The organism is Martelella sp. UBA3392 (assembly GCF_002358775.1).
GTDB lineage: Bacteria > Pseudomonadota > Alphaproteobacteria > Rhizobiales > Rhizobiaceae > Martelella > Martelella mediterranea.
In genome coordinates this window covers 1-13,612 of the sequence record NZ_DEPM01000229.1, presented here as the reverse complement: position 1 = coordinate 13,612, position 13,612 = coordinate 1, and the positions used below count along the sequence as shown (strand labels likewise).

Genomic DNA, 13,612 nt, shown 5'->3' with positions numbered 1-13,612 from the left:
ACTACTACTACTACTACTGATGCTGCTGCAAGCAAGCTTTGAATTAATTAAACGGTAAATCATCCCCCGGTACACTCGAATTCCAACGAATGACTCTCCACGTCAACATCGCCAGCGCGCAACTCGCGCAATCTACAAACAACTCACTTGTTTTAGAATTGAGCAACAAATCTGCCTGTTCATTTTCCCCCAAAATATACTCACTTGCCGGCATGTCAATCACGTGTTCCAACGCTTGCCTCATTTCGTTCTGTTCTACTAAAATCAACAACCCAATCGCGAAACATCCTGCTTTCACTGTCCTTTTCATCGCCTCTGGAAAATCCGCGTCATACGCCTCCGTCTCGTATGCCTCTGCTGCTAACGCTCCGAGTACCCAAATCACAGATAGTTTGCTCCCGTGCACAAAACTCCCGACCAGTGCTGGTAAATTCGGTAAAATTCTCGGCACTTCTCTCAAATATTCCGCGTTCAACCACGACGGAGCTTTGTGCTGTTGGAGCGATACCATCGCTACCAAAACAGTTGCAGACGTCAACACCAACGCGTCTGCAATAGGCAAACCTCTATCTTTCACCGTTTCCGGTTGGAACCGCTTTTTCATCCGCTTTCCGAATTTCATGCCGTATTCGAGCTCTCTTTTCGCGTCTTCGATGGATCGCACATCCGCGCGGTCGTCGTCGATAGAATCTTCTTTGTTGTCGTCGTCGTCATCGTTTGAAGAAGATGAAGACGACGCGTGAAGAGTAAACGTTCGTTGGCATCTTCTCGTAAAAGTCGAAGTAGTTGTACGAAGAGACCCGCAACTCGAATGAGAACTCGCTCGGATTATTTTCGGCGCGAAAGACATGCGATTCGATGGAGTGAGCAACCCGTGTGCAAAATGTATGGGAAAGGATTTTAGTTTCGTTTCTTTTTGCTCTCTGCTGACAGTAAAATACACGCATCGCTAAGGTACAGTCATACGCAATACTACGTACTAAAAATATTCCAACCCACACAACCGTCTCAACTGCTCGACAATAGGCATTTGCAAGACCATGACTGGGCCTTGTCGCATGGCTGCGGGCCAAAATCCGTTGTATAAAGCGAAGAATCCACGCTCGCGAATGACATTGGCGGCGAGAAAAAGAGAATTTTTGTTTGTCGATGACATGGCTAAAGTTTTCAACGTGTCCACGGGTTGAGTGACGGTTTGTGCGACGACGCCGGAGATAAATGCGCAGGTGAAGTGTAACGCTGGGCCGTCTCGGGTGAACAGAAACGGAGACGTCGTCGTCATCGTCGTCATCGTCGGTTTCAAGGAAAGTATCGTCGTCGTCATCATCGAGGTCGACATCGTCGTCATCGTCGCCCGGGATGTTGTCGGAGGGGCTGTCGTCGTCGGAGGCTTCGATGGAGGCCAGCTCGACATCGCCCTCTTCGGTATCGACTTCCTTGACGTCGTTTTCCTCTTCCTCGCTTTCGACAACCGCGATCGAGGCGGTATCCTCGAAATAGGAAAGCGGCCAGGAACCGCCCGAATAGGGCGAAACCACCGGGTCCTTGTTCAGGTCATAGAATTTCTTGCCCGTATCGGGGCATGTTCTTTTGGTTCCGAGTTCCGCTTTCGCCACGATCGACCTCTCATGTTGCGGTTGAAGGCTGGCATCACCAGCGCCTATGCGCTTTTGCATCAGGCGGTCCCTTATCGTCATGCCGTCCGTCTGTCAAAGGCTAAGTTCATCGTTTTTCGAACGACGACGGGCACGGGCAAAAACCTCCAATTTCGACGTTAACCATTTTTAAGAACCCTTTCTTAAATCCTGCCGGGTAGATGCTGGTTCCATGTCTATTCGTCGCCTCACCACGCTCTTTGCGGTGATCTTGCTTGCCGCGCTCGCCTCCTGCTCGACCACGGTCAGCAATGTCGGCAACAGCTGCGCGATTTTCGCGCAGAAGAACGGAATCTTCGAAAACTGGCGGCGCGACGCCGAGAAGGCCTCGCGCGACTACGGCGTGCCCGTCTCGGTGTTGATGGCGACGATCTATGTCGAATCCTCCTTCGATTCCCACGCCCGTCCGCCGCGCAAGAAAATCCTCGGCTTCATTCCGGGTCCCCGCGCCTCCAGCGCGCTCGGCTATTCGCAGGCGCTGGACGGCACCTGGGCGGAATATCAGGCCCGAGCCGGCCAGCGCGGTGCAAGCCGCACGGATTTCGGCGACGCGATCTATTTCATCGCCTGGTATCACTATCAGAGCCATATCCGGAACGGCATCGCGCTCAACGATCCCTATAATCTCTACCTTGCCTATCATTCCGGCCACAGCGGCTATTCCCGCGGCGTATGGAAAAGCAGGCCGGTGGCCAAGAGCGCCGCAGCCCGCGCCCAGAAGATGACGCAGATCTACGAGACGCAGTTGCGTCGCTGCTCCTGATCACTTCTGCTTCCCGAAGCATCCCGGCTGCATGGCCGGGTTGTTGCGATAAAGCAGGGTCAGATCCCCCCCGAGCTTGGAATTGGAAAGCGGGCGCAGAGGCGCGAGCTTGCGGTCCAGATCGCCATCGCTCACCAGGCTCAGATAGGCCTCCAGCCAGGCGATCGTGAACGGCTCCTGTTCGGAAAGCCCCATCGGCACCGATTGGTGGACGCCGGCGATCGCGGCGACCTTCGAAGGGTCCTCGATCCCGGCAAGCGCGAAACCAACGGCCTTTTCGATCACCGCTTCCTCGTCCGGGGTATAGCTGTAATCATTGTGGCAGATCAGCGCGGCGGAGGCCGAGAGCGGCGCGAGCGCATGAAGCTGATAATGCAGCGCGTATTTTCCCCGGCGCATTTCATAGGGCATGCTGCCATCCTCGGCGACCGTTTCCAGCACGGCGCGGTGACTCGCAAAGGCCCAGTTGATGTAATCCTGGCTTTTGACGATCAGCGCGATTTCCGTCACCGCATAGGCGGCCCATAGCCGCAGATTGCCGAGCTTCGCCTTCGGCGGAGCATCATTGTCCCAGTAGGCGATCAGGAAATCGCCGTTCTTCGTCAGCCACGCCTCGATCGCCGCCTTCTCGTCGGTCAGGCCGTCGGCCAGATCGCGCACCTGGCGGTAGGCGCTGGCAATGCCGCCGACCCGGGCGGCGTAGGTCATCTTGGCGTTATCGCTCTGCAAGTCGCCGAAGGCATCGGCCGCAGCCCAGCCATGAATGCCGTTGATCACGCAGGCGGCATTGAAGGCCGCGATACCGGGATTGGCCCAGGCGTCATTGGCAAGCCCGGTGATCTCACGAATAAAGTCATCTGCATCCTTCAGCGCCGCGTCCACCGCAGCGTCGCTTTCCTCATCGAGCGTGGAACGATCGGCGCTGCCTTCGTCGTAACGGCTGCCGTAATCGAGTGTGACCGTCGGTGGCGGAAACGCCGGACAGGACTTTTCGCCCTCCTGGGCCAGGGCGGGAGAGCCGGCGAGCGTCAGGAACGACGCGCCGGCCAGCAGAAGACCGGTCTGGCGCAGAAACGAGCGGGACGGTGAAGTGTCGGGCAAATCGCAAGCCTTTCGGTTGGCTAGATTCAGTTTGTTTCGAGGCCGGAGAGCAGGTTGGCGGCCGTCTCGTCGCCTGCGGTCGCAGCCGCCTTCAGCCATTCCCTGGCCTTGTCTGCGGAATGCTCGACGCCGACGCCGAAGGCATAAGCCTGGGCCAGCATCAGCATCGCCTCCGCATCGCCGGCTTTTGCAGCTTTTTCCAGCCAATCGCTTGCCTCGCTCTTCTCGCTTTCCACGGAAGCGCCGTCACGCAGCAGTTTGGCAAGTTCGCGCATGGCAACGGGATTGCCCGCGCCTGCTGCCTGACGATAGGCGTCCTTCATGTCGAAGACCTGGCTGATCTTGGCCCTGACGCTATCGGGCGCTTTCTTCAATCGGCTAGCTATGCTGTAAAGCTCGTCCGGCTCGGCGCTGTTGAGCAGTTCGGTCAGAAGCTTGACATGGTCATCTTCCTGATAGAACCGGCTGCCCGGATCGGAATACCAGTCTAGAAGCCGCCATGCGGCGGGCCTGTAGCCCTGTTCATAGGCTTCCGTGTAAAGCTTGAAAGCTGCTTCGCGATCGGCAATCGAACCGAGAGTCAGGTAGATATCGCCGAGCTTCACCTGCTGCCAGCCCTCTTCCGGCGAAAGCGCCAACGCGACCGTAAGCGCCTCGTCGGCGGTGTCCGGGCGACCCGCGTCGAGCGCGTAGCCTGCCTTGACGCCGAGCGCGTCGATATCGCAGGGCATGATCAGCTCCGCGCGATCATAGTAAAATGCCCGCCGCTCGTCGCTTTTCACCCTGTCGGCCGCGAACAGAAGCGCCTGGAAATCACCGAAGGCCGCGATTTCGTTCAGCAAGGTCTCCGGTGGCTGATAACGGCCTTTTCCCGCCTCGCGGTAGGCATCGTCAAGATGCCAGAGGACCGACCCTTTCATCCGTCCGCCGGCCCCTTCAACCAGATCCGTCGCTTTCTTGAGCGATGCCGCATCGTCTTCATTCATGTAGATTTCGGCAAGCGCTGCCATGGCGGCGATGTCACCGCCATCGGCAAGCTGTTGCAGGGCGGAACGGATTTTCTCGCGTCGGGCGTCGGTATCGACCGCGTTGTAGGCGCCCTCCAGAACGCTGGCCTCTCCGCCGTCATGATCGCGCACGAGGGCCCGCCAGTGTTCGATGATGTCATCGACGCGGGCGGGTTCAAGCTCGGTCAGGATGGCGGCAACGCCGCCGGCATCTTTCATGCTGCCGCCGATCGCCGAGGCCTGCAGATCGGCGAAGGCGTCGGCCTTGTCGGTCAGTTTAGCCTCTGTCACGTCTTCGAACAGCCGCCACCAGTCCTCGTTTTCGAGGGATTTCCATCGCGCCCACTCGGCAATCTGCGGTCCGTCGGGCGCCGTGCAGAGCAGCGCATTCCTGAGCGCGTCGATCGCGCCCGCCTTGGCTTCTGTCGAGATAAGGTCCTCAAGTATTGCAATGGCTTTCTGGTGATCCTGCGCGTCGCCGTCGCGCAGATAGAGGCGGGCGAGATGAAGCTTGCCTTCGCCATCGCCACGCTCCGCGGCCGCCTCGAACAGGCGCCGGCTCGCCTCCTGATCCGTCCAAAGACCGTTTTCTTCCTGGGTGAGCACGCCGAGCCGCGAAAACGCCCAGCCCGGCGCATCGGGTAGTTTCGTCAGGGCCTCAAGCATGTCTTCATATTTCTGCCGGTCCTGAGGCGTATCGAGGCCGCGGCGCGCCAGAAGCTGGATTGCGCGTTCATAGCCGACAGGCTCCCCATCGGCAGCCAGATCATCATAGATCGCCATAGCCCGGCCGAGGTCGGGCGGCACCAGGTCACCTTCCTCGTAGAGCTTTGCCATCTGGACTTTCGCCGGAACGATGTCGGCGTCGAACGCCTGCTGGAGGTAGCGCAGAAGGGTCGTGTTGTCCTTCTCGATGCCTTCGCCGGATAGATGATAGCGCGCCGTCTGCCAGGCGGACTGGTCGTCGCCGAGATCGGCCGCGAAACGATACCATGCCTCGGCGAGCGCATGGTCCTGCGCGATAACCTCCCCGCTTTCGAACGCCCGCGCGATGCGGCGCACCCGACCGCAGATCGCGTTGTCGAGATTGCCGAGCAGCGATGAAAAGCCGAGCGTGAAAGCGAGTTGCGGATCCATGTCCCAGCCCGGGACATCTTCCCCCTTGCTGGTCTTCTCGGCCAGAAAGAGAACCGCGTCGGGATCGCCGTTATAGGCGGCCTGAAGTTTGCGCTGGATGCCGCGATCGATATCCTGCGGCACCGCCTTGCCCTCAAGGTAAAGGTCGGCGAGGAAGTTGATCGTGCCCGGCGTCGCTGATGGCCCGATGGTTTCCAGTTCCATGACGAAGCCGGTTGCCTTCAATTCGTCGAAACGCTCCGCCTCGACATAAAGCGCCACGACATCGAGCAGATAGGCCGCCCGGCTGTAATAGGGATCTTCCTGGCGGCGCAGGTCGTAGGCGGATTTGACCGTGTCGAAATACTTGTCTGCATCAATATTGCGCAGTCGCATCAGTTCGCGGTCGAGATCGCGGTATTCGACGCCCGGCGGCAATTGTCGGCCATCCCAGTTCGACCATTGCAGCTCCAGCGCGTCATTGGACTTGCGGTCGGCGCACACCTTCGCCGCCGCGATATCGGGTGGCCGGAAATCGATGACGGGCTGTTGCGCCATCGCCGCCGATGCAGTCGCCGATAGCGCAAGCGCCAACAGAAGTGACCGGGCGCGACCGCGGCCGGCGTTTCGCAATCCGGGAATGCTCAAACGCTTCATTCGCTTCCTTTCGCCGCCGCGCCGCAGCCGTCCGGTCCGCAATCGCCTGCGGCGCTCGCCTCGAGCGTCTCCCACGGCTCGGGACCATAGCTTGCGAGATTGCCGCCAGGCGGCACCTCCCATACCAGGAAGAGCGGCGGCTTTGCCTGTAAATCGCCGGACCGGAGATAGTCGGTGATCGACTTGAACGGATTGCCCGAAGCGCTCGCCCGGTTATCGACGTCCATGCTTGAGAACTGTTTCAGGAACCCGTCGAAATGGCTCTGCCCCTCGGCCGAAAACCGTGAGCCGACCAGCACGACCGGCGCCGGCGCGTCCGCGCCCAGTATATTGAACGGCCGATCAGCGGCGAAGGCTTCCTCGCCCACGGTCTCGTAGCGGGCTTCCGTCACCGGCGGCAGGCTTTCGCTGCAATGGGCCTGGATCGCCTCGCGCAGGTCCGACCGGCGCGTGTAGTCTTCTCCCTTTGTGGTCGTGAAGGTCATGAGGTTGGCCTTGCGCGATTGCGGCATCGCCGTGATCTTGCCGGCGATCGCCTCCGCGGCAAAACGCGCGCCCTCAGTGGTCCAAAGCGGATCGGCTTTTTGGTAAACAGGGCTGTCATCGGCGGCCTTTGCTTTCATCGGCGTCAACAGATCGACCGTGACCACGCCGGCGTCATTCAGCCGCTTGATCGCCTCCTGATAGATTTCGGTATTTATGTTTTCCTTGTAGCCGTAGAGCCATGCCGCTTGCGGCACCTTGTCTGCCAGCACCTGGCTGCGCGTGGGAAGGGGCACGAATATGAGAATGGTGCCGTGGGCCTTCAACAGCTTCGAGAACGCCGCGACGCTCTCCGCCAGCGCCGGATCGGCGACCGATTTCATCGCGATATCGCCCATCACGGTGAAGAAATACCCGTCCTTGCCCTCCAGAGCCTGTGGCTCGCCCTTCTCCGCCAGATTGGCGCAACCGTAAAGCGACTGCGCTTCTTCGGCTTGGGCAATGCCGCAACCAAGGCCGGCCGCAACACACAATGCCGCTATCGTTTTCATGCTATCCATGCTCATCCTCCCCCGAGAGAGCTTCCGGTTCTGCAAAGGCGCGTAGCAGGTTTTCAGCCGCCGTGCGCGTTCCAATGTCCGGGCTTTTCTGCGCCACCCGCAAATAGGCGCGCACAGCCGCTTCATCCTCCGTCGTCAATGGCGCGCCGGAGGCAATCAGCATCGCCATCTGCAGGGCGAGCGCTTCATCGACGAATTGCTGGTCGACGGCAGCCCGCAACAGCGCCTTGGCTTTCTCCGGCCTGGCGCCGAACGGATGGCCCTGCAAATAAAGCCGCGCCAGCGCGAGCACCGATGCCGGGTCTCCGGTCGCCGCCTGGCGGTTGAGCGCGTTTTCGATATGGGCGAGCCGCACAGGCGATATATCGCTGGTCCGGTCCGACAGGATAGCGAACAGCGGGGGTACGGCATACGTGCGGCCGTCATTCACCGCAATCGCGAGATAGTGCGCGGCCTTGCCGTTGAGGTCCGGCCGGTTCATCGCCAGAAGCCGCTCTGCCAGTTTGTAGGCGGCCAGCCCGTCGCCGACATCGGCGAGGATCTGGAGCTCGGTGATCGTCACCGGCTCATCGGCCACGATCCGCGCCCGTATATCCTTGAGGCGCGGGGCATTGTCGTAGATCGAGGCAACAGTCCGAACAGACCCGTCCCCGGCGAAAGCAAGGGCCGGCAAGAACAGCAATACGGCGAAAATCGCATGGGCCTTCGCCATATCACTCGCCCTCCCCGGGGTGGCACCCGGTGAAATCGGACAGCCGGAACTGCCCGCCATTGCCACGAAACAGCGATGGCGGGGCGGACGCGTCGGCCGATATCCGGAAGCCGGCATCGGACGCTTTGTCCAGAGCGCGCTGAAAGGTGAGATAGCGCGGCGTTTCATATTGCAGCGCGCCGGCAAACAGCACCGGCAACTGGTTGGACAGATCATTCTGTCTCAACAACAGACGCGAGAAGCGTTCCGCCGAGATGCCGGAAACATTGGCGAGGAAGATGTTGTCGGTGATCTCGGTCTCGTCATCGGGAGAGATCGCATCGGTGACGGCGATGCCCGCGCCCTGGTTGCGCGCAAGCAGATTGCCGGAAATCCGCACCCCGAGGCTTTGCGCCACCCGAATGCCATCGGCGCGATTGCGAAGCGCGGCATTGGAGAAAATATCGACACACGCCCCGCCGGCAACCGAAATGCCCTCGACGCCGTTCGCCAGAAGGACGTTGTCCGCGATCGTCGCATGGCCGACGCCGTCGCGGGCGAAAATGCCGCGTCCGGCATTCTCCGCCATCACGTTTCCGCTCACCACGGTATTCTTGCCGCCGATCATCAGCAGCCCGTGCTGCCCGCTCGCCACGACCAGATTGTCGCTGATGACGCCATGGTCGACCCGCTCGAGCCTGAGCCCGATGCCGCGGGCGCCATCGAGACGGTTTTCGGAAAAGCTGAAATCGGCAATGCCGGTCACTTCCACCGAGCGGATATTTTTCAGGACATTGCCGGTGACGCGCCCGCTGCTGCGTTTGCCGGCAAAGCGGCTGGAGGCAAAACTGATCCCGCTCATCAGCGGTTGGCCGTCATAGCCGAGAGCGGAAAACCGGCTGTCTTCGATCTCCGCACGACCGCCGCGCACGGTCAGGATAAAGGGATGAAAATCGACAACTCTTGGCGCAGCATCCGTGCCGGTCACCTCGGCGTCGCGGATCGTCAGCAGCCCCTCATTGATGATGAAGACGCCCCGCTCGGTCGCCATCTCCAGCCGGTCGCCGTCGCTCATCGAAAGCGCGGCATCTTCGGAAATGAAAAGCGGGAGCGCGAGGCGGTAGCCATTCTCCGAGGCCGCAAGCACGCCGCCATCGCCGGAGAGCGCTTCGGCAAGGCCTGCAAGCGTAAACGCCCCGCGCTTCAGCAGCAACGCCTCTCCGCCCGAGGGCGCGGCCGCCTCCATCAGTTCGCGGTGACCGAGATTGCCGGTCTCCAGCGCGATCTGCTGCAGGAGCGGCGCGAAAAGCACCGTGTCGAATTCGGCGGGCGCCGTCGCGCTTTCGCCCGCTTCGGCGGATCGGGCTGTCGGTTCCGAGGGCTGCGGCACAGGTTTGACGCCGGCCTCGTCCAGCAGCTTTCGCGCCGCGTCAAGCGTCGGCACGATGCCCGCCACCTCGTTCTTCAGCGTCTCGAGCAGGCTGTCCGCATTGCGGTTGATCTCGGCGAGGCGATTATGATCATGCGCGTCGGCAACAGGCGCGAAGGCGAGCAGCAGCAAGGCCACGCAACATCCATGAACGCGCCCGACGCGGATCATCTTGCCTCGCCTCCGGAGACCAGGAAGGGCGTGTCGTTCAGGTCGTCGGCGTCATACTGCAGTTCGATCAGCGTCGCGGTGACATCCCCGTGATTGCGCAGCACGCCGCCATGGCCGGCAGGAATGGTAAAACTGTCTCCGGCCTCACCGGCGCGCCGATCGCCGCCCTGCTCCAGTTGAAGGGTTCCGGCGCAGATCGTCAGCACCCGGCGGCGGCTTTCCTCAGCCGCAATCGTCAGCGCCGCCCCCGGTATGATCTCGTGTTCGGCGAGGCGAAAACCGGGGCCGGTCTTCAACGGCGTTCCCGAATGGGCCCATTTCGGTTTGGTCAGTTCGGATTTACGCTCCTTCAGCGCGTTCAGCACCTGCGGCACGTCCTGCGTGCGATCCAGCGCGGCCACCAGCAGAACATCCTCGGTGTCGATGATGGCGAGATCGTCAACGCCGATCGTCGCGATCAGCTTGCCGTCCTCGGCGCGGATATAGGAATTGGCCGTATCCACCGGCACGACGTCGCCGCTCAGGACATTGCCCACGCCGTCTTTCCTGCCGATCTCGTAGAGCGAGCGCCAGCTTCCGACATCGTTCCAGGCGATCTCCGCCGGGGCCATCAACACCCGGTCGCTGTGTTCGAACACGACGCTTTCGGTTGCCGCGGCGTGGGCCTTTCGGAAGCAGCGGTCATCGAGAACGGTGCGGCCCGGCTCCCGGGCCGCCCGCTCCACCGCGGCTTTGACGGTCTCCGTCGTTTCGGGGTCGAGGCGCTGATATTCCGAAATCAGGACATCCGTGCGGAACAGGCTGACGCCCGACGCCCAATAGGCATTGCCATTCTCGATCAGTTTCTCGGCGGTCTCGCGCGGCGGCTTCTCGATGAAGTGGGAGACATTGCGCGCGCCGGCGAAGTCGGCATTCGGCCCGTCGTCAACGATATAACCATAGCCGGTTTCGGCGTAGGCGGGACGGATGCCGAACAGCATGATGTGACCGCTCTCGGCGGCCGCGCGCATCGACAGCACCACCGCGCCGAAATCGCCCTCGATCAGATGGTCCGACGGCAGCACCGCCATCAGCGCGCCGGGATCGCGGGCCTCGATGGCCAGGGCGGCCGCGAGCACCGCCGGGCCGGTGTGCCGCGAGCTCTGCTCGATCAGCAGTTCGCCCTTGCGGCCGATCGCGTGAAGCTGCGCGCGCACCAGGGTCTCATAGCGATTGTTTACGCTGACATAGGGCTCGTGAAAGCCGGGGCCGCCATGACGTTGGACGGTCGCCTGGAAGAAACTCGGCGAGCCGCGTCCCGCGACGCGGTGAAACTGCTTCGGCGTTTCCGCCCGCGACAGCGGCCACAGCCGCATGCCGACGCCGCCGCACATGATGAGCGGATAGACGGACGTCATCGGACCGTCTCCGTCGCGGCCTGCGCATTGCCGATCAAGGGCCACGCCTTGGCCCGCTCGCTCATCTCCTTCGTGGCGGTAAAGCGGGAAAGCCGGGTCTTGATCCGCTCCAGGAAATTCGCATAGGGCTTGCTGGTCACCGTCAGCGCCACCGTCTTGCCGATATCGGCCGCCGTCAGCGCATCGGGCGCGGCGCTGAAGGTCACCAACGCCGTCGTGCCGGACGCGCCGTCCTCGGCCTTGACGTCCTTGACGGTCAGCGGCAGATCGTCGCCATTCGGCAGCGAGGCATGGGCTTCCGCGCCGAACAGCAGCAGTTTCGCCAGATCGTCCGGCATCGTGACCTTGATCGTCGGGCCGGCATCATCGGTCCTGACATAGGCGATCGGCGTTCCGGGCAGAACGGTGGCGCCGACCGCGCCGTTTTCGGTCAGCACGATCCTGCAATCGCAGGGATTGGAAAAGTTCAGCATGCCGCCGCGCGCTGATTGCAGCGAGAACACGACGTCCCCCTCGCCGGCGCTCTGGTCGACATAGGCGATCTGCCCGGCTTCCGGCGCCGTCAGCGGCAGGCCCGCCGGCGTGACGGTGGCAAGCCCCGGCACCCGGTGGACGAAGATGTGATAATGGATGGTGTAAAGCGTGAGCGCGATCAGGCCGAGCGTCAGCGCCGCCACCATTCCCGCGCCCGCCATACGCCGCATCCTCTCGCGGAAACTCTTGCGCGGCGGCGGCGCTGCCACCGATTTCTGCCGCGCTTCCGGCGGCACGCGCAGCAATTCGTTGATCTGCACCAGATCGCCGGCCAGATAGGCATTCATCAGATAGCGCAGATGCGGCAGATGCGGACCCGTGGGATTGAGGAACACCAGCTTGTAGACCCCGCCGCTTGCCGATTCCAGCTCGGCGCGAACCTCGATCGGCAGCACGACGGAATAACCCTCGAACTGAAAGCTGAACCGGGCAATCACGCGATCGCCGGACATATCCCCGCCATGCCAGCCGCCGGCATAGGCAGCGACCAGCGAAACGCCGATGCCTTCCAGCTCACGTCCGTCGATGAACACCGAGAACGGCATCCAGATCGAGGGGTGATCGGTGTCATGCCCATTATCCGGCAATTCGATCGCGGTTTCCTCAGCGTCGGTTTCGGCGTTCGGATGGTGTTCCATAAGCATGCGAGGCTCCTATGCGCCCGAAATATCAACGAACCAGATCATGCCCAGTATCAGCCATGCTACTGCGAGCGCATGAAGATACAAAGAAAATCCGTCGGATCCGAGAAAGCCCTTCTCTTGCCGGGCGGTTCCGGTCGCGGTGTTCTGGCGGGTCCATTTCTGCCGGTCGAGGCGAAACAGCACGTAGGTCTTGACCAGCGCCCCGCCGATCTGGCCGAAATAGAGAAGGAATGGGTAGGTGACCGGGAATCCGCCAGCCCGGAAGGTCGAGATCATCGTGCACATCACGTAGCGCGAGACCATGACCCAGGCGAGATAGGCGAGGAAGACGAAGGGGTTGAAGACATAAGCCGCCAGAAGCATGCCGCAGGGTCCGGCAAGCGTCGTCCACATCGACATGCGCTGGTCCAGGATCGACCACCAGGTGAAATAACCGATCCGGCTCGCCGGCAGCGCCAGCGCGCGGTTGCTGGTCCTCAGCGTGTTGCCGAACCAGCGCCGCATCAGCACGATCGCGGAATCATAAAAGCTGTCGCGCGGCTGCGTTTCGACCGAAACGGTTTTCACATCGGGCAGATAGCCCATCTTGTAGCCGTGCTTCAGAAGCCAGAACCAGGTCGACTTGTCGTCGCCGGTCAGGAAGTTCACCCGGCCGAAGCGCCAGTGATCGATGAAATCGTGCTGGACGCCGCTGATGAAGCCGGGCTGGGTCGCAAGGTCGCCGCGAAACACCGACATGCGCCCCGTCAGGGTCAGCACGCGTTCGCTGAGCCCCATCGAGCTCATCATGAGCTGGCGCTGGGCAAACCGCAGGTGGAACCAGTCCTGAAACAGCCGGCCGCCGGTCGCATCGGAGACCTCGTCGGACGTGAGCGCGCCCATCTTCTCGTCGGTGAAGAAAGGCGCCGACTTGGCCACGAGTGAGGCCGGCACCCGCGTGTCGCCGTCGACCAGAAAGATCATGTCGTGACGGGTCGGATTGAGACGCCTGATGGTGCGCAGCGATGTCGCCAGCGCATCGCGCTTGCCGGTGCCCGCGATCCGGTCGAACACCAGCGAAACCGAACCGCTGCGGCTGGCATCGGAGCCGGCGAAGACGGCCTTGATCAGGCGGATATCGCTCGCATCGACGACCGAGGCGACGATCGTCGCCCCGCCCTCGGAGTTTCGCGCCGCCTCGAAGATCGAGCGGTAGACCGGGGCCGTGATCGCCGGATCGATCTTGTAGGTCGTCACCAGGAAGAAAGCGTGGGCGCGGTAGGTTTGCAAGGCATAGAGCGCCTCGGCCCGCCTTCTGCGGCGCGGGAAGGCGAAGCGCATGTAGTATTTCGCGCGGATGAAATTCAATATCCCCCACGAATAGCGCCAGATGCCGAGCACCCCGATCGTCAACGCGAGCGTGCC

The 13,612-nt window shown here is 61.7% G+C and carries 9 protein-coding genes and 1 pseudogene; 1 reads left to right on the top strand and 9 read right to left on the bottom strand.

Going from position 1 to position 13,612, the window contains the following annotated elements:
- Positions 1-1,265: 1,265 nt before the first annotated feature.
- Positions 1,266-1,616, bottom strand: a pseudogene (locus B4E36_RS18420) (TIGR02300 family protein); the annotation flags it as partial.
- A gap of 211 nt (positions 1,617-1,827) precedes the next feature.
- Here B4E36_RS18420 and B4E36_RS18415 point away from each other — a divergent pair.
- Positions 1,828-2,418: a transglycosylase SLT domain-containing protein gene (locus B4E36_RS18415; RefSeq protein WP_292055150.1), complete on the top strand. Its 591-nt coding sequence runs from the start codon at positions 1,828-1,830 to the stop codon at positions 2,416-2,418.
- Here the strand turns inward: B4E36_RS18415 and B4E36_RS18410 are convergent, their stop codons facing one another.
- The 8 genes from B4E36_RS18410 to B4E36_RS18375 all read right to left on the bottom strand — a co-directional run.
- Positions 2,419-3,519: an alginate lyase family protein gene (locus B4E36_RS18410; protein ID WP_292055151.1), complete on the bottom strand. Its 1,101-nt coding sequence runs from the start codon at positions 3,517-3,519 to the stop codon at positions 2,419-2,421.
- Positions 3,520-3,545: 26 nt separating this feature from the next.
- Positions 3,546-6,299: a tetratricopeptide repeat protein gene (locus B4E36_RS18405; RefSeq protein WP_345900659.1), complete on the bottom strand. Its 2,754-nt coding sequence runs from the start codon at positions 6,297-6,299 to the stop codon at positions 3,546-3,548.
- Positions 6,296-7,342, bottom strand: coding sequence for an alginate O-acetyltransferase AlgX-related protein (locus B4E36_RS18400; protein ID WP_292055153.1), 1,047 nt, complete (start codon positions 7,340-7,342; stop codon positions 6,296-6,298). The genes B4E36_RS18405 and B4E36_RS18400 overlap by 4 nt, the downstream gene beginning before the upstream one ends.
- Positions 7,335-8,054 (bottom strand): hypothetical protein, encoded by a 720-nt coding sequence (locus B4E36_RS18395; RefSeq protein ID WP_292055154.1) that lies wholly within the window; start codon positions 8,052-8,054, stop codon positions 7,335-7,337. The genes B4E36_RS18400 and B4E36_RS18395 overlap by 8 nt, the downstream gene beginning before the upstream one ends.
- Before the next feature lies 1 nt (position 8,055).
- Positions 8,056-9,600, bottom strand: coding sequence for a right-handed parallel beta-helix repeat-containing protein (locus B4E36_RS18390; RefSeq protein ID WP_292055155.1), 1,545 nt, complete (start codon positions 9,598-9,600; stop codon positions 8,056-8,058).
- A gap of 29 nt (positions 9,601-9,629) precedes the next feature.
- Positions 9,630-11,030: a mannose-1-phosphate guanylyltransferase gene (locus tag B4E36_RS18385; protein WP_345900658.1), complete on the bottom strand. Its 1,401-nt coding sequence runs from the start codon at positions 11,028-11,030 to the stop codon at positions 9,630-9,632.
- Positions 11,027-12,208 (bottom strand): hypothetical protein, encoded by a 1,182-nt coding sequence (locus B4E36_RS18380; RefSeq protein WP_345900657.1) that lies wholly within the window; start codon positions 12,206-12,208, stop codon positions 11,027-11,029. The genes B4E36_RS18385 and B4E36_RS18380 overlap by 4 nt, the downstream gene beginning before the upstream one ends.
- 9 nt (positions 12,209-12,217) lie before the next feature.
- Positions 12,218-13,612, bottom strand: a 1,395-nt coding sequence (locus tag B4E36_RS18375; protein ID WP_345900656.1) for a glycosyltransferase, incomplete at its 5' end; no start/stop codon positions are given.